Annotated in this window: 18 protein-coding genes and 1 pseudogene; 8 read left to right on the top strand and 11 right to left on the bottom strand. The window is 71.9% G+C overall.

Annotated elements, in window-relative coordinates; genetic code table 11:
* Positions 1 to 31: 31 nt before the first annotated feature.
* The gene (locus tag ACFYPJ_RS25965) at positions 32 to 1,012 is read left to right on the top strand and encodes a helix-turn-helix domain-containing protein (RefSeq protein ID WP_389021710.1); all 981 of its coding nucleotides are present in this window, start codon (positions 32 to 34) and stop codon (positions 1,010 to 1,012) included.
* Here the strand turns inward: ACFYPJ_RS25965 and ACFYPJ_RS25960 are convergent.
* Positions 937 to 1,473, bottom strand: a complete 537-nt coding sequence (locus tag ACFYPJ_RS25960; RefSeq protein WP_389021707.1) for a peptidoglycan-binding protein — start codon at positions 1,471 to 1,473, stop codon at positions 937 to 939. The genes ACFYPJ_RS25965 and ACFYPJ_RS25960 overlap by 76 nt on opposite strands.
* A 128-nt stretch (positions 1,474 to 1,601) precedes the next feature.
* Between ACFYPJ_RS25960 and ACFYPJ_RS25955 the strand changes: the two genes are divergently transcribed.
* Positions 1,602 to 2,507, top strand: coding sequence for a helix-turn-helix domain-containing protein (locus tag ACFYPJ_RS25955; RefSeq protein ID WP_389021704.1), 906 nt, complete (start codon positions 1,602 to 1,604; stop codon positions 2,505 to 2,507).
* A 115-nt stretch (positions 2,508 to 2,622) separates the two neighbouring features.
* Here ACFYPJ_RS25955 and ACFYPJ_RS25950 read toward each other — a convergent pair whose 3' ends face one another.
* Genes ACFYPJ_RS25950 through ACFYPJ_RS25940 form a run of 3 tightly spaced genes read right to left on the bottom strand, consistent with a single transcriptional unit; the run spans position 2,623 to position 5,173 of the window.
* Positions 2,623 to 3,678, bottom strand: a complete 1,056-nt coding sequence (locus ACFYPJ_RS25950) for an acyl-CoA dehydrogenase family protein (protein WP_389021701.1) — start codon at positions 3,676 to 3,678, stop codon at positions 2,623 to 2,625.
* Positions 3,678 to 4,847 carry an acyl-CoA dehydrogenase family protein gene (locus ACFYPJ_RS25945; RefSeq protein ID WP_389021699.1) on the bottom strand — a complete coding sequence of 390 codons (1,170 nt, stop codon included), beginning with the start codon at positions 4,845 to 4,847 and terminating at the stop codon, positions 3,678 to 3,680. Before ACFYPJ_RS25945 ends, ACFYPJ_RS25950 begins: the two co-directional genes overlap by 1 nt.
* Positions 4,847 to 5,173 carry an enoyl-CoA hydratase-related protein gene (locus tag ACFYPJ_RS25940; protein WP_389021696.1) on the bottom strand — a complete coding sequence of 109 codons (327 nt, stop codon included), beginning with the start codon at positions 5,171 to 5,173 and terminating at the stop codon, positions 4,847 to 4,849. The genes ACFYPJ_RS25945 and ACFYPJ_RS25940 overlap by 1 nt, the downstream gene beginning before the upstream one ends.
* Positions 5,174 to 5,275: 102 nt before the next feature.
* Here ACFYPJ_RS25940 and ACFYPJ_RS25935 point away from each other — a divergent pair.
* The 4 genes and pseudogenes from ACFYPJ_RS25935 to ACFYPJ_RS25920 form a co-directional block, all read left to right on the top strand.
* Positions 5,276 to 5,485, top strand: a pseudogene (locus ACFYPJ_RS25935) (acyl-CoA dehydrogenase family protein); the annotation flags it as partial.
* A complete protein-coding gene (locus ACFYPJ_RS25930; protein ID WP_389021693.1) occupies positions 5,482 to 6,267 on the top strand; it encodes an SDR family oxidoreductase in 786 nt (261 codons plus the stop codon). The pseudogene ACFYPJ_RS25935 and the gene ACFYPJ_RS25930, both read left to right, overlap by 4 nt.
* A gap of 14 nt (positions 6,268 to 6,281) precedes the next feature.
* The gene (locus ACFYPJ_RS25925; RefSeq protein ID WP_389021691.1) at positions 6,282 to 6,902 is read left to right on the top strand and encodes a TetR/AcrR family transcriptional regulator; all 621 of its coding nucleotides are present in this window, start codon (positions 6,282 to 6,284) and stop codon (positions 6,900 to 6,902) included.
* A gap of 31 nt (positions 6,903 to 6,933) precedes the next feature.
* Positions 6,934 to 8,091 (top strand): acetyl-CoA C-acetyltransferase, encoded by a 1,158-nt coding sequence (locus ACFYPJ_RS25920; RefSeq protein ID WP_389021689.1) that lies wholly within the window; start codon positions 6,934 to 6,936, stop codon positions 8,089 to 8,091.
* Between the two features lie 230 nt (positions 8,092 to 8,321).
* Here the strand turns inward: ACFYPJ_RS25920 and ACFYPJ_RS25915 are convergent, their stop codons facing one another.
* The 4 genes from ACFYPJ_RS25915 to ACFYPJ_RS25900 are packed head-to-tail and all read right to left on the bottom strand — an operon-like array spanning position 8,322 to position 11,783.
* Complete coding sequence (locus tag ACFYPJ_RS25915) at positions 8,322 to 9,395, bottom strand: NAD(P)H-dependent flavin oxidoreductase (RefSeq protein WP_389021686.1); 1,074 nt, start codon at positions 9,393 to 9,395, stop codon at positions 8,322 to 8,324.
* Positions 9,392 to 10,162 (bottom strand): CoA-transferase subunit beta, encoded by a 771-nt coding sequence (locus ACFYPJ_RS25910; RefSeq protein WP_389021683.1) that lies wholly within the window; start codon positions 10,160 to 10,162, stop codon positions 9,392 to 9,394. Before ACFYPJ_RS25910 ends, ACFYPJ_RS25915 begins: the two co-directional genes overlap by 4 nt.
* Entirely contained in the window at positions 10,159 to 11,031 is an 873-nt protein-coding gene (locus tag ACFYPJ_RS25905; protein WP_389021681.1) for a CoA transferase subunit A, read from the bottom strand. The genes ACFYPJ_RS25910 and ACFYPJ_RS25905 overlap by 4 nt, the downstream gene beginning before the upstream one ends.
* Positions 11,028 to 11,783 carry an enoyl-CoA hydratase family protein gene (locus ACFYPJ_RS25900; RefSeq protein ID WP_389021678.1) on the bottom strand — a complete coding sequence of 252 codons (756 nt, stop codon included), beginning with the start codon at positions 11,781 to 11,783 and terminating at the stop codon, positions 11,028 to 11,030. The genes ACFYPJ_RS25905 and ACFYPJ_RS25900 overlap by 4 nt, the downstream gene beginning before the upstream one ends.
* Before the next feature lie 109 nt (positions 11,784 to 11,892).
* On the opposite strand from ACFYPJ_RS25900, the gene ACFYPJ_RS25895 reads away from it, so the two are divergent.
* Positions 11,893 to 12,804 (top strand): SDR family oxidoreductase, encoded by a 912-nt coding sequence (locus ACFYPJ_RS25895; protein ID WP_389021675.1) that lies wholly within the window; start codon positions 11,893 to 11,895, stop codon positions 12,802 to 12,804.
* Positions 12,805 to 12,977: 173 nt separating this feature from the next.
* Here the strand turns inward: ACFYPJ_RS25895 and ACFYPJ_RS25890 are convergent, their stop codons facing one another.
* The 3 genes from ACFYPJ_RS25890 to ACFYPJ_RS25880 form a co-directional block, all read right to left on the bottom strand.
* Positions 12,978 to 13,763: an SDR family oxidoreductase gene (locus ACFYPJ_RS25890; RefSeq protein ID WP_389021673.1), complete on the bottom strand. Its 786-nt coding sequence runs from the start codon at positions 13,761 to 13,763 to the stop codon at positions 12,978 to 12,980.
* Between the two features lie 235 nt (positions 13,764 to 13,998).
* Positions 13,999 to 14,886, bottom strand: a complete 888-nt coding sequence (locus tag ACFYPJ_RS25885) for an NAD-dependent protein deacetylase (RefSeq protein WP_389021671.1) — start codon at positions 14,884 to 14,886, stop codon at positions 13,999 to 14,001.
* Positions 14,887 to 14,951: 65 nt separating this feature from the next.
* Positions 14,952 to 15,740: a ribonuclease BN gene (locus ACFYPJ_RS25880; protein WP_389021668.1), complete on the bottom strand. Its 789-nt coding sequence runs from the start codon at positions 15,738 to 15,740 to the stop codon at positions 14,952 to 14,954.
* A gap of 793 nt (positions 15,741 to 16,533) precedes the next feature.
* Between ACFYPJ_RS25880 and ACFYPJ_RS25875 the strand changes: the two genes are divergently transcribed.
* Positions 16,534 to 20,028, top strand: coding sequence for a phosphodiester glycosidase family protein (locus ACFYPJ_RS25875; RefSeq protein WP_389021666.1), 3,495 nt, complete (start codon positions 16,534 to 16,536; stop codon positions 20,026 to 20,028).
* Positions 20,029 to 20,105 lie beyond the last annotated feature (77 nt).

Below are 20,105 nucleotides of genomic sequence, written 5' to 3'. Positions count from 1 at the left end.
GTCGGGAAGTCCGAGCCGGTGAGGGGCGATCATGGGCCGGTGGCAGCAACTCCCAGGTGGACTCCCGCCCCAGGCAGCAAGGCTGGTCGAGGAGCTGCGGCTGTACAAGGACCGCGCGGGACTGAGCCTCGCCTCGCTCGCCGTCAAGACCGCGTACAGCACGACCTCCTGGCACCGCTACCTCAACGGGCGCAAGCTGCCCCCGTGGCGGGCGGTCGAACTGCTCGGCCAGCTTGCCGAGGCCGATCGCGGGCGGTTGCGCGTTCTGTGGGAGTCGGCGGCGATCGCCTGGCAGGACGGGACCGGTGAACGAGGTGAGACCGCCGGCGGGGAGGTGCTCCCCGCCGGACCGGCGGCCGGCGCGCTGACGCAGAGCGCGGGGGGTTCCGGTGGTTTCCGGCAGGCGGTCGCCACCGTCGTGAGCCGAAGGACCGTGATCGCCGGTGCGGTCCTCGGGGCCGGCGCGTTGTTCGTCGTGCTGGCACTCATCCAGCAGTGGACCGGTGGCACCGGCGGAGCGGCCGTACCGCGTGGGGCACCCCCGGGTGCGCCGACGTGGCCGTGGCCGTTGCGGTCGCTGGAGGCGACGTCGGCGGGGGTGGGCTGCCGCGGCCGCGGCTGCCAGGGGCGGGACCCCTACCGGGAGGGGTGCGACCGCTTCAGCACGGTCGTGCACACACTGCGCGCCTACGGCACCGTCCTCATCCTCCGGCACAGCCTGCCCTGCCACGCGGTGTGGGCCGAGGCGGAGCCGGCCCGGGGAACGGAGCGGCTGCTCGTCACCGCCCAGGGCGCCGTGCCCCAGCAGGCGCGCCCCGGCTCCTCACGCACCGCGATGACAGTGGCCGCTCCGGCAGGAGCGCTGGCCTGCCTGGTCATCGCGAACCGTCACCAGCTCTGTGTGACGGAGCACGACAGCTGGGTGGAACCCGTCGGTCAGCGGCGGCAACGCGCCAGGGTGACGGCGTCCGTCCGCACCCCGTGGAAGCGGCCGGCGTCGTACACCTCGTAGACCCCACCGCGACCGCGGCGCAGGGGCAGGGCGTACTTCTCACCGCGGTAGGCCGTCCACGGCGGCGTCGAGACGAGCCGCCGGGCCGCGAAGCCGAACGTCGCCGCGCCGACGATCCCGTCGGCGCCCAGGCCGTGGTTCGCCTGCCACGTCTGCGTCGCGCCGCTCGTGACGGCGTCGAACGCGCATGTGATCCCGGAACCGGGCAGGTAGCCGTCCGCCCAGAGGATCGCCTGCCACAGCCCGATCAGATCGCTGTGCGGGCTCCCACCCGCCTCCAGGAGCGGTTCGTCGCTCCAATCGTCGGCATAGGCACCGGAACCGGTGACGTATACCGGGCGATCGGCGGTGGGTGCGCTCGTGGTGGGCGGCGCGCTCGCGGCACACGTCGCCGCGAAGGCGGTCAGGCTGACGGTGGCCGAGAGCACCGCCCGCCAGCTGGTACCGCCGGACGATTTCATGGCTGAGTAATACCCCGATCGCCGATACTCTGTCATGGTTTTGCCGACACTTACGGCTTTGGCGTGATCCGGCTCTGGTGGCTGCGCTGGGGGCTTGGCCAGGGCGGGGAGAGTGACCGAGGGAGAACATGGCTGACTGGAAACCCCTGCCCGACACTCTTGAACCGGACGCACGGGCCGTCGTCGAGCAGTTGCGCCGGCTCAAGGACCGCAGCGGTCTGAGCCTGGCGGCGCTGGCCGAGCGTACGCTGCACAGCAAGTCGTCCTGGGAGCGGTATCTCAACGGCAAGTCGCTGCCTCCCCGGCAGGCCGTGGAGGCGCTGGGCCGGCTGGTCGGCGCGGATCCGGCCCGGCTCGCCGCGCAGTGGGAACTGGCGGCACGGGCCTGGAGCCGACAGGACTCGCCGGAGGCGGCACCGGCGCGGCGGGCAGACCCCGCCTCCGTCACGCCGCCCGGGTCCGCCCAGTCGCGTGAGCCGCGGACCGACAGGGCCACACGCAACTGGATCGTGCTTGCCGTTGCCATGGCGCTCGTCGTCGGCGGGGTCGCCGTCGCGCTGTGGACGACGCACCGTACGAACGCCTCGGCGGATTCCGAACGGTCCGCAACCACGGGCGAAGCCGGCGCGAAGCCGCTCCACGTCAGGTGCTTCGAGCAGAGCTGCACCGGCAAGGACCCGAAGGCGCAAGGGTGTGGTGACCCCTGGACCTCCGCCCTCACCAGGATCGACGGCGTCTACGTGGAGTTGCGGTACAGCGACTCCTGCAAGGCGGCCTGGGCGCGGATCAGTTGGGGAGGCGTGGGTGACATCGCGCGGGTCATGGGTGCGAAAGGCGCGACGGAGCAGGACAGGGTGCACTACGACACCGACGTGTACAGCCCGATGGTCGGGGCCGACACCCCGTCCGACGCCAGAGCCTGCACGGTCCTCACCTCCGGCACCCACGGCTGTACGAAGCCGGGTGGCGCGATCCGGCTCACCCCGCCCCCCGAACCGCCCGTCTCCGTTTCGCCTTCCTCACCCGGTGGGTGAGTCAGGGGTCAGGCCGGCGAGCTTCCGCGGCCGTGGAGATCTTGGCGACGGGCCCCGCTGACGCCTGCGGCACCGCCGGTGGCGACGGCCGCGTCGCCCCGGAAGCCGAGGAAACTCATGGGTGCGTGTTTCCTGACGTGGTAGCCGGTGGTGCGGTACGGGTCCGGGCTCGGGCGGGGGCGAGCCCGGCGAGGACCCGGCCGCGGCATACGGCGGGGGTTCCCCAGGCGTCCCGCAGGGGCCGTGCCTTGCGGATCCACAGGGAGAGATCGAGTTCGTCGGTGTAGCCGAGGGCGCCGTGCAGGTGCAGGGCCGTGAGCGCGGCGCCGTAGGCCGCCTCGCCCGCCGCGACCTTCGCCGCGGCGATCTCGCGGTCGGCGGACGGATCGTCCGCGGCCAGGGCGAGCGCGGCGGAGCGGACCAGCGGCTCGGCGAACTCCAGCGCGATCAAGGTGTCGGCCAGCCGGTGCTTGACCGCCTGGAAGGAACCGATCGCGACCCCGAACTGGGTGCGCTGCCTGACGTATGCGACGGTGTGCGCGAGCAGCGTGCGGCCCACCCCGAGGGACTGCGCGGCGGTCGCCAGCCTGGCGACGTGCGTGGCGTGCCGGGCGGCTGCCGTCACGGCGGGGCCCTGGGCGAGGACGGTTCCGCCGAGCGGCCGGGCGAGTCGGCGGGCCGGGTCGGAGGACGGCTGGACGGCACCCGTCGACCCCGCGAGGCGGACGGTGCCGCCGTCGACGGCGAACACACCGTCCGCTGTTGCGGCGTCCAGCGCGTAGGGAGCGCCGGGGGAGAGCAGGGCGAAGGAGACGGCCGAATCTCCCGTGGCGATGGCCGGGAGCCAGGCTGCGGCGGCCGCCTCGTCGTCGAGCCGGTCCAGGAAGGCCGCTGCCGCCACCGTCTCGACCAGCGGACCCGGCACCGCGTGACGGCCCAGTTCGGTGAAGGCGACGGCCAGTTCGACCGGCAGCGGGCCGACTCCGCCGTGCCGCTCCGGCACGGCGAGGGCGAAGACGCCCGTGGCGGCGAGCCTCGACCACAGCGCACGCCCCGGCGCGGTGTCACCGGCGGCCCAGGCCCGTACGACGGTGGCAGTCCCGGACGCCGCCAGCATGCCGTCCAGCGTTCGGGCGAACTCCCGCTGCTCGTCGGTCAGGAGGAACCGCATCACCGGCGTCCCTTCGGCAGGCCGAGCAGCCGCTCGGCGATGATGTCCCGCTGGATCTCGTTGGTGCCCGCGTAGACGGGGCCCGCGAGGGAGAAGGTGTGTCCCTCGGCCCAGCCGCCGTGCGCCGGGGCGTCTGCGGCCCCGTCGGACAGCTCGCCGCCAGAACCCAGCAGGTCGAGGGCGGTCTCGTGCAGCGCGATGTCCAGTTCGGACCAGAAGACCTTGTTGAGGCTCGACTCGGCGCCGATCGCCTCTCCCGCCGCGATCCTGGAGACACTCGCGTACGCGGACAACTGGTAGGCGCGGGCCGCGATGACGGCGTCGGCCACCCGGTCGCGCAGAGCGGTGTCGGCCGGGTCCGCGGCGGAGCGCCACAGTGCGGTGAGCCGGTCCGCGGCGGCCGTGAAGCGGCCCGGACTGCGCAGGGTCAGGCCGCGTTCGTTGCCTGCCGTGCTCATCGCGGCCCGCCAGCCCTGACCGGGTTCGCCGATCACGTCCTCGTCGGGCACGAAGACCTCGTCGAGGAAGAGTTCGGCGAAGGCCGGCTTGCCGTCGAGCCGGCCGATGGGCCGTACGGTCACACCGTCGGCGTCCAGCGGGAACATCACGTATGTCAGGCCCCGGTGCGGCCTGTCCGCGTCCGGGTCGCTGCGGAACAGGCCGAAGGCGCGGTCGGCGAAGGCGGCCCGCGACGACCAGGTCTTCTGGCCGCTGAGCAGCCAGCCGCCCCCGGTACGGACGGCCGTGGAGCGCAGCGAGGCCAGGTCGGAGCCCGACTCCGGTTCCGACCACGCCTGGGCCCAGATCACCTCGCCGCTCGCCATGGGCGGCAGGATCCGCGCGCGCTGCTCGTCGGTGCCGTGCTCGAAGAGGGTGGGGGCGAGGAGGTTGATGCCGTTCTGGCTGACCCGGCCGGGCGCACCGGCCGCGTAGTACTCCTCCTCGAAGATCAGCCACTGCAGGAGCGAGCTGTCGCGCCCGCCGTGCTCCGTCGGCCAGGAGACCACCGACCAGCGGTCGGTGAACAGCGTGCGTTCCCACTTCCGGTGGGCAGTGAAGCCCTCCGCCGTCTCCAGCGAGGGCAGCGGTTCGGCGGGGACGTGTGCGCACAGCCAGTCGCGGGCCTCGCGGCGGAAGGCGTAGTCGGCGGCGGTGAGGTCGAGGTCCATCAGGCCGGGCCCTCCTTCATGGCGCGCATGTCCGTGCCGCCGAGCGGGTCGGCTGCCAGTGCCTGCGCAGCGGCCCGGACTGCGACTTCGGACCGGCCGGCCGAGAAGTGCCTTTCCGCGCCGGCGAGCACCACGGCCTTGGTCTCGTCGTCCTCGGCGGCGCGGTGGATGGCCCGGTCCAGGGGGTAGGCCGTCGCGGAGTTCTGGGGGTTGCGGTACTCGGGCCGGTTCATGGTGATCGTCGCGACCGTTCCGTGCCGGTGGTGGCGCACCGGACCGTCCTGTGCCTGCGGGCGCTCGGCCGCCTGTTCGTGGGCAGCGGACATCCGTCCCTCCTTCCCTAACAAGTGTTTGGTAGGTTAACGTACTGGCATGACCAGCGTCGAGGAGTTCCGCAGGGGGGTCCGCACATCGGGTAGACCTGCCGGTCCACCTGGCACCGGGAACCCGGCGAACTCGCCGTGGACGTCCGCGGCGCCGACGGGATGCTGACCGCCGGCGAGCCCTGCGACCTCGACGACCGGCAGCGGCTGTTCCTGTTCTCCCGAGCCGGCACCGGCTGCGCCGGCTCGAACGAGATCCGGTGCGACGACATCGCCGAGCGGGTGCTCGGTCTTCCGAAAGAGGTCCGCCCATGACCACCGAACCCGCCTACGTCCCCGGCCACGCCCTCCTTGCGGGCCGGACCGCCGTCGTCACCGCCGCCGCGGGCGCGGGCATCGGCGGCGCCACCGCCCGGCGGCTGCTCGAAGAAGGCGCCGACGTGCTCGTCTCCGACGCTCACGCCCGCCGGCTCAAGGAGACACAGGCACGGCTCGCCGACGAGTTCGGGGCGGACCGGGTCACGGCGCTGGCCTGCGACGTCACCGACGAGGGCCAGGTGGGCGCGCTCTTTGACCTCGCCGCGGAGCGGCACGGCCGGCTGGACGTCGTCGTCAACAACGCCGGGCTCGGCGGCACCGCCGACCTGGCCGACATGAGCGACGAGCAGTGGGGCCGGGTCCTCGACGTCACCCTGGGCGGAACCTTCCGCTGCACCCGCGCCGCGCTGCGCCGGATGAGAGCGGACAAGAGCGGCGGGGTGATCGTCAACAACGCCTCGGTGATCGGCTGGCGGGCGCAGAAGGGGCAGTCCCACTACGCCGCGGCCAAGGCCGGGGTCATGGCGCTCACGCGCTGCGCGGCCCTGGAGGCGGCCGAGTACGGGGTGCGGGTCAACGCCGTCGCGCCGAGCCTGGCCATGCACCCCCACCTGGTGAAGGTCACCACCCCCGAACTGCTGGCGGAGCTGACCTCAAAAGAGGCGTTCGGCCGCCACGCCGAGCCCTGGGAGGTCGCGAACACGATCGTCTTCCTGGCCAGTGGCTACTCCTCGTACCTGACGGGCGAGGTCCTGTCCGTCAGCAGCCAGCACGCCTGAGCGAGGATGAGCGGGTGCCGAAAGTCAACAGCAGCAAGAAGAAGGCGACACCACCGCCGCCGGAGCGGCGTCAGGAGATCCTCGCCACCGCCGCCGAGGTGTTCGCCGCGCAGGGCTACAACGCCACCACCGTACGCAGGATCGCGGACGAGGCGGGGATGCTGGCGGGCAGCCTCTACTACCACTTCGACTCCAAGGAGTCGATGGTCGACGAGATCCTCACCACTTTCCTGGACGAACTCTGGGAACGCTACGACGCCGTGCTGGCCGCCGGTTCGGGGCCGCGGGAGACCATCGAGGCCCTCGTCACCGAGTCCTTCCGGGAGATCGACCGGCACCGCGCCGCCGTCGCCATCTACCAGAAGGAGTCCAAGCACCTGCAGAGCCTGCCGCGGTTCGCCTATCTCGCCGACTCCCAGCAGAAGTTCGAGCATGCCTGGCTCGGGACGCTGGAACGCGGTGTGGCCACCCACACGTTCCGCGCCGACCTGGATGTACGGCTCACCTACCGCTTCGTGCGCGACACCGTGTGGGTCGCCGCGTCGTGGTACCGGCCGGGCGGACAGCACAGTCCGGAGGAGATCGCCCGCCAGTACCTGTCGATGGTGCTGGAGGGCATCGCCGTACGGACATGACACGGTAGACGTCACAGAAGGAGCAGCAGGCATGGCCGAGGCATACATCGTCGAAGCGGTCCGCACCCCGGTCGCCCGCCGGAACGGCGGGCTGTCCGCCGTCCACCCGGCCGACCTGGGCGCCCACGTGCTCAAGGAACTGGTGGTGCGCTCGGGCATCGACCCGGCGGCGGTGGAGGACGTCGTCCTCGGCTGCCTGGACACCGTGGGACCGCAGGCCGGCGACATCGCCCGCACCTGCTGGCTGGCCGCGGGTCTGCCGGAAGAGGTGCCCGGGGTGACCGTGGACCGGCAGTGCGGCTCCTCCCAGCAGGCCCTGCACTTCGCCGCCCAGGGAGTCCTCTCGGGCACCCAGGACCTGGTGGTCGCCGGAGGCGTGCAGAACATGTCGATGATCCCCATCGCCTTCGCCTCCCGGCAGGCCGCCGAGCCGCTGGGCCTCACCCAGGGGCCCTTCGCCGGCTCCGAGGGCTGGCGGGTCCGCTACGGGGACCAGCCGGTCAACCAGTTCGCCGGCGCCGAGATGATCGCCGAGAAGTGGGGGATCACCCGCGAGGACATGGAGGAGTTCGCGCTGCGCTCGCACCAGCGGGCCGTGCGCGCCGTCGACGACGGCCGCTTCGACCGCGAACTGGTCGCCTACGGCGACGTGACCGCCGACGAGGGCCCGCGCCGGGACACCACGCTGGAGAAGATGGCCTCCCTCAAACCCGTCGTGGAAGGCGGTCGGCTGACCGCCGCGGTCTCCTCGCAGGTGTCCGACGGGGCGTCGGCGCTCTTGCTCGCCTCGGAGCGGGCCGTGCGCGAGCACGGGCTCACCCCCCGGGCCCGCGTCCACCACCTCTCGGCGCGTGGCGAGGACCCCATCCGGATGCTCTCGGCGCCGATCCCGGCCACGGCGTACGCGTTGAAGAAGGCCGGCATGTCCCTCGACGACATCGACCTCATCGAGATCAACGAGGCGTTCGCATCCGTCGTCCTGGCCTGGCTGAAGGAGACCGGCGCCGACCCCGCGAAGGTCAACGTCAACGGAGGCGCCATCGCCCTCGGCCATCCGCTGGGCGCCACCGGGACCAAGCTGATGACCACACTGCTGCACGAACTGGAGCGCACCGGCGGGCGGTACGGGCTGCAGACCATGTGCGAGGGCGGCGGCCAGGCCAACGTCACCGTCATCGAACGCCTCTGACATGACGTCACCCTAACTTCCCTGACATGCCGTGACGCATGAACGGCCCGGATCCTGGACCGGATCCGGGCCGGTTCACGTGCGACGGGGCCGGGGTAACGGGGCGTGGCACCGCGACCGCACGAGTGCCTGACGTATGGCCTGCAGAAGCGCACAACGGTGGAGCGCACGGCCGGGCACCGGACGGCGGGCCGCGCATGCCCCGCGGTCCGGGGCAGGGTGCACGGTGCTCAGTCCACGGGCGGCAGCCTGTGCAGGGCGGCGCGGGCCTCGGCCATGACACGGTCGACCAGTTCGGCGCACGAGGGCAGGTCGTCGATGACTCCCGCGACCTGTCCGGCGGCCATCACACCGAGGTCGGTGCGGCCCTCCACCATGGACGCCCGCAGCAGCATGGGGGTGTTGGCGGCGAGCAGGACCTGGCCCCAGGTCAGGTCCTTGCCGTGCTTCATGGCGAGACCGTCACGGATCATGCCCGACCAGCTCATGCCGGACTCCCGCCGGAACGCCGCGGCGTGCCGCACCGCCCGCAGCAGGGCCGTCGCCCGGCCCGAGCGCTCCAGGCCGTCGACCATCTCGGTGCGCAGCATCCGGTGCGGCAGCCCGTCCACCTTGGTGGTGAGGGTGACGTCCTTGACGGTGGCGGCCAGGTATTTCGCCTTGACCGCGTCGGGGACGGTGCTGTCGGAGGTGAGCAGGAAGCGAGTGCCCATGGCGATGCCGGCGGCACCGTAGGCGAGCGCCGCGACCAGGCCGCGGCCGTCGTGGAAACCGCCCGCGGCGACGACCGGGATGTCGATGGCGTCGACGACCTGGGGAAGCAGCACCGAGGTCGCCACGTCCCCGGTGTGGCCGCCGCCCTCGCCGCCCTGGACGATCACGGCGTCCACGCCCCACGCGGCGACCTTCTCGGCGTGCCGGCGGGCACCGATCGAGGGGATGACGACGACACCGGCGTCCTTGAGCCGGGCGATCAGCTCACGGGAGGGCGCGAGGGCGAACGAGGCGACCTTCACGCCCTCCTCGATGACGACCCGCACCCGTTCGGAGGCGTCGGAGGCGTCCGCCCGCAGGTTGACGCCGAACGGCGCGTCGGTACGGGACCTGACCTCGCGCACGGCCGAACGCAGCCCGTCCACTGGCATCGTGGCCGAGGCCAGGATCCCGAGCGCGCCCGCCTCGGCCGCGGCCGAGACCAGCCGGGGGCCGGCCACCCAGCCCATGCCGGTCTGCACGATCGGGTACCGCACACCGACCAGTTCGGTCAGCGGTGTGGCGAACGCGACGCCGCGCACGCCGCTCACGAGCGGACCTCGCGGTCCCTGGCCCCCGCCGGGTCGACGACCTCGCGGATCAGCCGCAGTTCCTCGGCGGTGGGGTCCCGGGTGAAGGGCACCTCGTCGGGGACGACGAGGGGGAACCCGGTGGCCGCCACCACCTGCTCCACCGTGACACCGGGGTGCACCGAACGCAGCCGCATCGCGTGGTCGGGCGTCTCGAAGTCGAAGACTCCGAGGTCGCTGATGACCTCGGGAACACGGTGATAGCGGGTGGCGGAGGGCCCGGCGGCGGCCGCGCGGTCGTAGCCGACGCCGCAGACCATGTCGACCCGCTCCACGAACACCCGCGGCGAGTGCCGGGGCACCCAGTAACTCGTCGGATTGTTGAGAGTGTTGACGGGCGCTCCGCGCACCCCGAGCAGCTGCCGTTCGGGCCGGGCCCAGTCGCCGATGCAGGAGATGTTCTGGTTGCCCCAGCGGTCGATCTGGGAGGCACCCATCATCACGTGCCGCCGCCCGCTCGCCACCAGGGCCAGGTGCTGCCGGTAGGGGAGCCAGCCCTCCACGACCTCCGCGCGGGCGCCGACCGCCGGCACGTCGGCCATGAGCAGCGCCTCTCCGTCGGTGAGCAGCAGGCCGGGGGAGAAGGTCAGCCTCGCAAGGCGGGCCCCGGCCGTCGGGACCGTGCCCATCGGACTGGCCAGCACCTCGCCGGCACCGCGCCATGCCTCCGCACAGGCCACCACGCAGTACTCGGCCCGCGTCACCGTCGTCGTGCCGGCATCACTCATGCCGCTGTCTCCTTCTCGTGGAACGCCGTCACCGCGGCCTGATACGCCTGTTCGTCGCCCACGAGGAACCGCTCGGAGAAGGCCGCCCAGGACTCCGGGTCGGCGGCGGCGCGGACGTAGGCGCGCTGGAACGCCTCGTCGCGTTCGTGGTCGGGGACGCAGGAGGTGAAGTGCGCGCCGTTCGGGGTCTCCACCACGCCGTCGACGAACGCGCGCTTGACGAGGAGGGTCTGCGGGCCGGCCGCCTTGAGGAGTTCGGCGCTGTCCACGATCCGTTCGCAGGAGACGTAAGCGGCGTCGGCGGCCTCGCAGAACAGATCGTCGAAGTAGGGGTCGGGACCGAGGTACTGGGCGTTGCCGTGCACGTCGGCGCGGTTCAGGTGGACGAGGGCGGCGTCCAGGCGCAGCGCGGGCACGGCGACGAGTTCCTCGCCGTCCTCGTACGGCGAGGTGACCGTCCGCAGACGGGGGTTGACCCGCATGACGTCCGAGCCGAGTCCCGCGCGGATCGGCATGAACGGCAGCCGGTGCGCGGCGGCGGTCAGCCCCCACATGAACATCGCCTCGTCCAGCTCCACCAACTCCAGCTCGCCGCGCTGCCGGGCCGCACGGAAGTGCGGCTCCAGGGGGATCGAGTCGAGCGTGACGAACGCCGCGACCAGCTTGCGGACCTTGCCGGCCGCCGCCAGCAGACCCACGTCGGGACCGCCGTACGACACCACCGTCAGATCGGTGATGTCGGAGCGCAGCAGCGCCCGGACCAGGGCCATCGGCTTGCGCCGCGACCCCCAGCCGCCCACGCCGATCGTCATGCCGCTGCGCAGCCGGCCGACGACCTCCTCGGCGGTCATGGTCTTGTCCCTGCTCATGACTGCCTCTCCCGGTCCGTGCCGAAGGTGTCGCGCACACGGTCGGCGACACCGCTGAGGTTGGCCTCGAAGGTGAAGCCCTGTTCGAAGCGGTAGCTGCGGTGGACGTCCACCGGGTCGATGCCGTTGATGGCGGCCTTGGCCAGGCGGATCAGGTAGCCGTCCTTGGCGGCGATCTCGCGCGCCAGCTCCATCGCGGCGCCGAGGAGTTGCTTGTCCGGCACCACCTGCCAGACGGAGCCGTACCGGTGCAGTTCCCGCGCGGTCACGGTGCGCGAGGTGTAGTACAGCGTGCGCATCAGGTGCTGCGGGACCAGCCGGGCCAGATGGGTGGCGGCGCCGAGCGCGCCCCGGTCCAGCTCCGGCAGGCCGAAGGTCGCGTCGTCTGCGGCGACGATCGCGTCCGCGTTGCCGACCAGGCCGATTCCCCCGCCCAGGCAGAAGCCGTGTACCGCGGCGACCACGGGGACCTGGCAGTCGTAGACCGCGGCGAACGCCTCGGCGCAGCCGCGGTTGGCGCCGATGAGTGCCTCGTGGCCGGCGGTGCGCTGCATCTCCTTGATGTCGACGCCCGCGTTGAAGCCCCGGCCTGCGGCGGTGAGCACCACGCAGCGCACGTCCGGGTCGCTTCCGGCGGCCCGGACCGCGGCGGCCAGGTCGTACCAGCCCTGTACGGGCAGGGCGTTGACCGGGGGGAAGTCCACGGTGATGACGGCGACGCCCTTGTCCGGGGCGGAGGTGGAGACACCCATGAGCAGATCAGCTACCTTTCCACCAAACGTTTGTTAGGTGAATGTAGCAGCGGTACACACACCGCGGGAAGGCATCCTGATGCCTCGACGAGAAGGGACCTCACCCCACATGACCGGACTGTGCAGCGGACGCGTCACCGTCGTGACCGGAGCGGGCCGCGGACTCGGGCGTGCCCATGCGCTCGCCTTCGCGGCCGAGGGGGCCAAGGTCGTCGTCAACGATCTCGGCGTCGGAGCGGACGGCACCGGCGCCGCCGCCGGGCCAGCCCACGAGGTCGTCGACGAGATCCGGGCACGCGGCGGAGAGGCCGTCGCCCACGGCGGCGACATCGCAACCGCCGACGGCGCGGCCTCCCTCGTCGCCACCGCCGTCGACGTCTTCGGCCGCCTCGACACCCTCGTCAACAATGCCGGTTTCCTGCGCGACCGCATGCTCGTCAACCTCGACGAGGACGACTGGGACGCCGTCCTGCGCGTCCACCTGAAGGGCCACTTCCTCCCGCTCAAGTACGCCGCCGCGCACTGGCGTGCCGAGGCGAAGGCCGGCCGCGCGCCCGAGGCCCGCGTGATCAACACCAGCTCCGGGGCCGGGCTGCTGGGCAGCGTCGGCCAGGGCAACTACTCGGCGGCCAAGGCCGGGATCCTCGGCCTGACCCTGGTCGCCGCAGCCGAACTGAGCGGCTACGGCGTCCAGGTCAACGCCATCGCCCCGGCCGCCCGCACCCGCATGACCGAGCAGACCTTCGCTGACACCATGGCCGCGCCCGGACACGGCGGATTCGATGCCATGGCCCCGGCGAACGTCTCGCCGCTCGTCGTCTGGCTGGGCTCCGCCGCCTCGTCCGGGGTGACGGGCCGGGTGTTCGAGGCCGAGGGCGGGCGGATCACCGTCATGGAGGGCTGGCGCCCCGGCCCGGCCGCCGACCGGGGAGCCCGTTGGTCCCCGGCCGAGGCGGGCGAGGCCGCGCGGAAACTCCTCGCGGAGGCCCTACCCCCGCAGCCGGTGTACGGCGCCCGGTAGCCGACGGACCCGAGCCCGCCCGGGACCCGGTTTCCGGTGTCCCGGGTCCTGGCTGCGGCGTCGCCGGTACCGGCCTCCGGTTTCCCGGGTGCCGGCCTCCGGTGCCGTACGCATGCCCCGGCACCGGACACGCGCCCGCGGGGCAGGGCCGGGGACGTCCCCGGCCCGCGTGCTCACAGCGCGCCGGAGGACTTCGCCGCGAGGTAACGGGCGGGCAGCTCACCACCGCCGTGCACCGGTACGTCGGCGCCGTTGACATAGCGGGCCAGATCCCCGGCCAGGTACAGGCAGGTCAGGGCGACGTCCTCGGGAAGGGCCATCCGGCCCATCGGGATCACGCCGGCGACGGCGGCCCCGCCGTCCTCGCCGTACACGGAGGCGGCGCTCTCGGTGCGGATCAGACCGGTGGTGATGTGGTTGACGCGCACCTTGGGCGCCCACTCCAGGGCCAGGGCCCGGGTGAGGCCGAGCAGCCCGGCCTTCGCGGCCGAGTAGGCGGCGGTACCTGGCTGCGGGTCGTGCGCGGAGACACTGCCGATGTTGATGACCGAGCCGCCCTCGTCCTGGTCCCGCATCACACGGTTCGCCGCCTGGGCGGTGTAGAAGGGCGCGAGCAGGTTCAACGCCACGATCTTCTCGACGAAGCGCGGCGAGACGGTCGCCGCGTCGGCGTCGGGGGAGCCGCCCGCATTGTTGACCAGCACGTCCAGGCGCCCGAACCGGGCGACCGCCCCGTCCACCAGCCCGCTCGCGGCTTCTGGATCACGCACGTCGGCGGCGAGGAACACCGCCTGCCGGGTGCCCGCGGACGGCAGCGAGCGCGGCTCGCCCCGCCCGCAGACCACGACGTGCGCCCCGGCGTCGAGAAACGTCTCGGCGATGGTGAACCCGATGCCCTTCGTCCCGCCGGTCACCACCACGACCCGGTCCGTGAAGTCCAGTGGATTGCCGATGTTCATGATCCGCCCTCCCCGCCGGGACGGGCCCGGCTACCGTCGTCGTCCGTCCCGATTGAAGCAGCCGGGCGACGGCCGGTCGGAGACGATCCCGAGCCAATGCGCTCGGCGCAGCCGCCGACAGCGGGAGGATCCGCCTCCGGAGCGACGAAGCGGACGGCACGGGCCCAGATCCTCTGGGCCGTTGTCCGGGACGCCGCCGGCGCCTGTCCGACGACGCACCCGCGCGCGGAGGACCCTAGCTGTCGACGGGGATGCCCAACTGGTCGGCCACCGTGGTGAGCGCTGCTCCGAGCGGGAGCGCGATCCGCGTGGTGGCGTGGCGGTCACCCCGGGTCGGGCCCTGATTGACGATCAGTATCGGTGTTCCGGCCCGGCCCGCCTGGCGGACGAACCGTAGTCCGGACATCACCGTCAGGGAGGAGCCGAGGACCAGGAGCGAGGCCGCCTCGCGGACCAGGCGACGGCAGTGTTCGACCCGCCCCGGCGGAACGGCCTCACCGAAGAACACGACGTCCGGTTTGAGGATGCCCCCGCAGACCGCGCAGGGCATCACACGGAAGTCTCCGACCTGTTCGTCGGTGAGGTCCGCGTCGCCGTCCGGGTTGAGTCCGGCGGCCACCGGATCGAAGCCCGCATTGGCCTCCTCCAGCCGTCGGGCGAGTTCCCGGCGGGGGCTCACGGCGCCGCAGGAAAGGCAGACGACCCGGTCCAGGCTGCCGTGGAGCTCCACGACGTCCTCGCTGCCGGCTGCCTGGTGCAGGCCGTCCACGTTCTGGGTGATCACACCTGAGAGCAGTCCGTGCCGGCCGAACGCGGCCACGACCCGGTGCCCGGCGTTGGGACGGGCACGGCCGAAGGTGCGCCAGCCGAGGTGGCTGCGTGCCCAGTACCGACGCCGGGCCCGGGCGTCGGCGGTGAAGTCCTGGTAGGTCATCGGGGAGTGACGGCTCAGGCTCCCGCCCTCGCCCCGGTAGTCGGGGATGCCCGATTCCGTGGAGATTCCAGCCCCGCTGAGCACCAGCACACCGCCGGCACTCAGCGCATCGGCGACCGGCCCCGGGTCCGTGCCGCCCGGCGGCAGGTCGTCGGTGGGGGTCCAGCTCAGCGTGGGACGCATACGCATGCCGCCAGGTTACGGCGTACGGGTGAGACACCGCCGAACACCCTCGACCGGCCCGGGGTTCGCTGCTATGCGGGCTTCCGATGGAAATGGTGTGCACAGATCCAGCGGCCGAACAGCGCACCGCCGTAGACCACGAACCCGACCCCGGTCAGCCACGATTCGATGATGAGCACGACCCCGACCGCCCCGTAACTGACCGCGTTGGTGACGATGAGCGGCATGAAGACCAGGGAGGAGAAGACCCGCAGGCCGACCAGCCCAGCCATGGTGGCGACCGCACCGGGGAGCAGATCACGCCAGCGGATGTGACCACCGAGGAGAAAGTGCTGCCCCCACCAGAAGAACAGCGCTCCGGTGGCCAGCGACACGGTGACGCGCAGCCATCCGTGCAGCGCGATGTGGTTCTGCACCTCCTGGTACAGGTAAGCGGTGAGCACGAGCAGCCAGGTGGCCTGGCGCCAGACCCGGTGCCACGGGCCGGGAGGAAGATTCCAGATCCGCTCGTAGCCGTTCTGCACGCTCCCGCCGAAGGCCACTCCGAACACGGCGAGCAGGACCGCACCCCACACGCTGGTGGTGCTGAGGACCCTGGGCGGCGGGGTGGTGATGTCGGTGACCGCGTGGGCGGACCGTCCGGTCAGTCCCATGCCGTCGGCCAGCCAGGACGCGAAACCTCCGCGCCCCAGTGGGTCCGCGGCGGCCACCACGATGAGCAGGGGGGCCAGGGTCACCAGGGACAGGGTGGCAAACCCGAGCGCCCTGTGCATCAGTTCGATGTCACGGCCCCGCCGGATCAGCTCGTACGCCTTCAACCGGTCCCATCCGCGGTACGTGGCGCGCAGGAAGCGCTTCATGGCCGTCTCCGCGCCCGGCGGGGCGCATACGTGTGACCAGCGCCGTCGAAGGCGGGGCTCAGCGGTGGGCTGGCATTGTGCAGCATCGGCGGTGCACCTGTTGTCGGTGATCGGACAGGGCGATGACGCTCGGCGGTTCCTCCTGTCACTCCGTTTGACCTGGGCTGACAGATGGGCGTCAGAGCCTCGCTCTGGGAGATCGATGTGGCGGCGGTGTGACTTTCTCCTTATTTGATCAGTGACCGGCGGCCCCCGGCTCGCGCCACACCGCGACGGGACGGAGATCGTCACCTCCGGCGGCGCGCGGCGACGGGGACCGTCGGCCGTGAGTCGTCCCAGCCGTCCCACCCGTCCTGGACGTCCCAGTCGGCCTGGGCAGCGCGCCGCGCCGCCCGGACAGGACGACCGGCGCACCCGTGAGGAACAGGGCAGGGCCCGCAGGACGGCTTGTGCAAAGGAGCGCCGGCCGGCGGGAACCTCAGCGACCTGACGCAGCCCGGAAACCCACCACGACGGAGCAGCACAGACCGTCGGTCAGACCCGACAGCCCGTCACCTGCACGGCGCGCACCGCCAACTGCTGCAACCGGCTGGTCCGGACAGCGAGAGTCAAACGACAACGAAGATTTACCACGCGCTCGTCACGGAGTCATCCAGACTTTTTTGTTGATCTTTCCAATCGGGTGCGCGCCCTGAGGCCGAAATGGGCGTGGTGGGAGGCGTCGCCTCACATCCACTCCTGACCCGAGGTTCCGATGAGATTGATGGTTTCGAACCATCTGTACAGAACATCAATGCTGTTGGTGCTGGCGACCGCGACCGCGCTGGCGGCCGCACCTGCCGCCGCCTACGCTGACGACAGCCGACCGCACGCGCCCTTGGCGACCGCCTCGCCCGTGCCGGTCACCGGCGGAATACCGTTGATCGACACGACTGAGAAGATCGGTCCTGGGATCAGCCTTCAGCACGTGAAGGCGCTCGACCAGAAGGGCTGGAGCGACGGGCGGTTCCTGACCGTCGACCTGTCCAACAGGGCGGTCAGCACCGACCTGCTGACCGCCGGACCGGTCGCGTCCGGCGGCCCGCTCAGCGCGGCAGCCGAGAAGGCCGGCGCGGTCGCGGGCGTCAATGGCGAGTTCTTCGATATCGGCAGCTCCAACGCGGCACTGGGCGGTGAGGTCCAGGACGGCAAGCTCCTCAAGACCGCTGACATCAGCGGCCGCAAGCACGTCGGTGTCAGCGATGACGGCATCGCCCAGCTCGTGGACCTCACGGTGGACGCCACCGCGAAGTTCGCGGACACGGACCACAAGGTGCTGTCCATCAACGCCGCGAACGGCGGCGGGATCCCCGCGGACGGCATGGTCGCGTTCACCTCCGCGTGGGGCGACTACAGCCGCAACCGCGGGCTGACGGGCGTGGCCGACGACCAGATCGCCGAGGTGACCGTCGAGAACGGCAAGGTCGTGTCGGTGAAGCCGACCGGCCCTGCCGGTTCGGGGACGGTACCGGGCGACGGCTTCGTGCTCGTCGGGCGCGGCGCCGCGGCGACCGCGCTGCGCGCGCTCCAGCCCGGCGACCCGGCGGCGCTCAGCTACACGCTCGCCGACCAGGCGGCCAAGAAGATGAAGTTCGCGCTCGGCCACGGCGGCACCGTCGTCGCCGACGGCCAGGTGGTCAAGGGCCTCGACACCTCGATCGCCCCGCGTACCGCTCTCGGCTTCAAGGACGGCGGCAAGACGCTGGTGCTCGCCACCTGGGACGGACCGGGCGGCACCGGCAAGGGCGGCATCGGGATCGACAAGGAGGCGCGTGACCTCGCGGCGATGGGCGTGGAGACGGCCGTCAACCTCGACGGAGGCGGTTCCACCACGATGGTCGCCCGCGCGCTCGGCGAGGACGACGCGACCCTCCGCAACGTCCCCTCCGACGGCCACGAGCGCAACGACCCCAACGGCGTCGGCGTGTTCGTCGCGAAGGGCGACGGCAAGCTGCACCAACTCCTCGTCAAGCCGGCGCCGGGTGCGGCGGCGGCCGACGGTGGGGTGAAGGTCTTCCCCGGGCTGAGCCGCACGCTCGTCGCGGAGGGCGTCGACGACCACGAGGCGCCGGTGGCGGTCGACCCGAAGTCCGTGCGCTGGTCCGCGCCAGGAGGAGCCGTCAAGGACGGCACCCTCAGAACGTCGGCCAGGGCGCACGGCACGATCACGGTCGACGCGCACGTGGGCCGTGAGAAGGCGCGGCAGACGGTCACCGTCCTCGGCCCGCTCACCAGCGTGGAGCTGTCCTCCCGGCTCCTGTCGATCCCCGACGCGACACCCGACGCCGCGGCCACCGTCTCCGTGACCGGCCGCGACGGGCAGGGCTTCACGGCCCCGGTCGACCCGCGGGACCTGTCCCTGGACTACGACCACAGCGTCGTCGACATCCGGCCCGCGGACGGCAAGCTGAAGATCACTCCGCTGCGCAGCTCAAGCACGGTTCTCACGGTCTCGGTCGCAGGCAGGTCGATCCAGCTTCCGATCACCGTCGGCGTGCAGACCAGGACGGTCTACGACTTCGACGACGACGTGCTGGCCCGCTGGCGCAACAACAGCACCGCGGCCACATCCTTCTCGGCGGCCCCCGACGGCCTGCGGGTCGACTTCAACGCGATGCGGAACGTGGGGATCGCGGCGGCGTCGTCGGCCCAGCGCATCCCGGTGCCCGGCCAGCCGCTGCGCGTGCGCGTGCGGATCAAGTCGAGCATCAGTGTGCCGAACGGCCTGACCTACCTCGGCTACGCCGACGCGGCCGGCAAGAGCGGCGGCAGCTACGGCACCGGCCTGAAAGCCGGTGACGACTGGCAGTACGCGACCTTCACGCTGCCGGCGAGCACGGCGTTCCCGATCTCGATTTCGAGCTTCCAGGGCATCAACACGAACGTCGCCGACCAGAAGGCGGGTACGCTCGTCCTGGACCGCATCGAGGCCGACATTCCGACGCCGGTCGACCTGCCCGCCCAGCCCGGCCTGCAGCCCGACCCGCTCGTCTCCGACGACGGCTCCCTGCTCCAGGGCCGCGACACCTGGAGGTTCGCCACGCTGTCGGACGTGCAGTTCACCGCCGACAACCCGGCGCTGACCCAGGTCGCGACGGCCGCCGTCCAGCGGATCCGCAAGACCCGTCCGGACCTCATCGTCCTCAACGGTGACGTCACCGACCGCGGCCTGCCCCAGGACCTCGCCCTCGCCCGCAAGGTGCTCACCGATGCAGGATGCGATCTCGTACCGGTGGGTCAGGAGCCGTCGGAGAACAGCACGCCGGATCCGAAGGCCGGCTCGGTCCCGTGCTACTACGTGCCGGGCAACCACGAGTCCTACGGCCTCAACAACGTCCAGAGCGATTTGACGAACTTCACCGCGGAGTTCGGGCGGCCGTACCGTACGTTCGACCACAAGGGCACGCGGTTCATCCTGCTTGCCAGCTCCCTCGGGTCGCTGCGCCAGACGGCGTGGGACCAACTGCCGATGATGCAGAAGGCGCTGGCCGACGCGGAGAAGGACCGGTCGGTGCACAACGTCATGGTGTTCGCGCACCACCCGGTGGACGACCCCGGTGAGGGGAAGTCCAGCCAACTCGGCGACCGCGACGAGGCCGCACTCATCGAGAGGATGCTCACGGACTTCCGCGCCTCCACGGGCAAGGGCGCGGCGATGGCCGGATCCCACGCCCAGATCGCCGACGTCCACCGGATCGAGGGCGTCCCGTACACGGTGCTGCCTTCGTCGGGCAAGGACCCGTACGGCACGCCGGACCGCGGTGGCTTCACCGGATGGGTCGACTGGTCGGTCGACTCGCGACGGAGCGCCGATCAGCAGTGGCTGGAGGCAGACGTACGTGCCTTCGCGCAGTCCATCACGCTCAACACCCCGGACTCGCTGGAGGCCGGCAGGACCGCGCAGCTCTCGGGCAGCATCGTGCAGCCGGAGGGCGTGTCGACCGGTACGCGTACGGTGCCACTGCAGTACCCGATGTCGGTCGGCTGGGGCGGCTCGTCCGACTTGGCCGTCGGCAGCGGCAAGGCGGCCGTCGACGAGGCCCGTCACAAGGGCAAGGTCGCCATTCTCGACCCGCGGACCCGCACGCTCACCGCGCTGCGCCCCGGCTCGGTGACCGTATCCGTGACGAACGACTCGATGCGCGCCTACACCGACAACAGCTCGCTCGCGCCGGTGACGACCTCGAAGACCATCAGCGTCGTACCGGCCGCACACGGCTCGAAGCCGCCCCGGCGCGGCGAACGGTGACCGCGACCGATCCGGGCCTCGCGCCCGCTCGGACCGGCTCCTGAGGTCCGACGCACCTGGCGGTCTCTCCGATGGCG

This window comes from Streptomyces sp. NPDC006012 (genome assembly GCF_042871185.1).
Taxonomy (GTDB): Bacteria; Actinomycetota; Actinomycetes; order Streptomycetales; family Streptomycetaceae; genus Streptomyces.
This window is presented reverse-complemented; position numbering and strand designations above follow the sequence as displayed.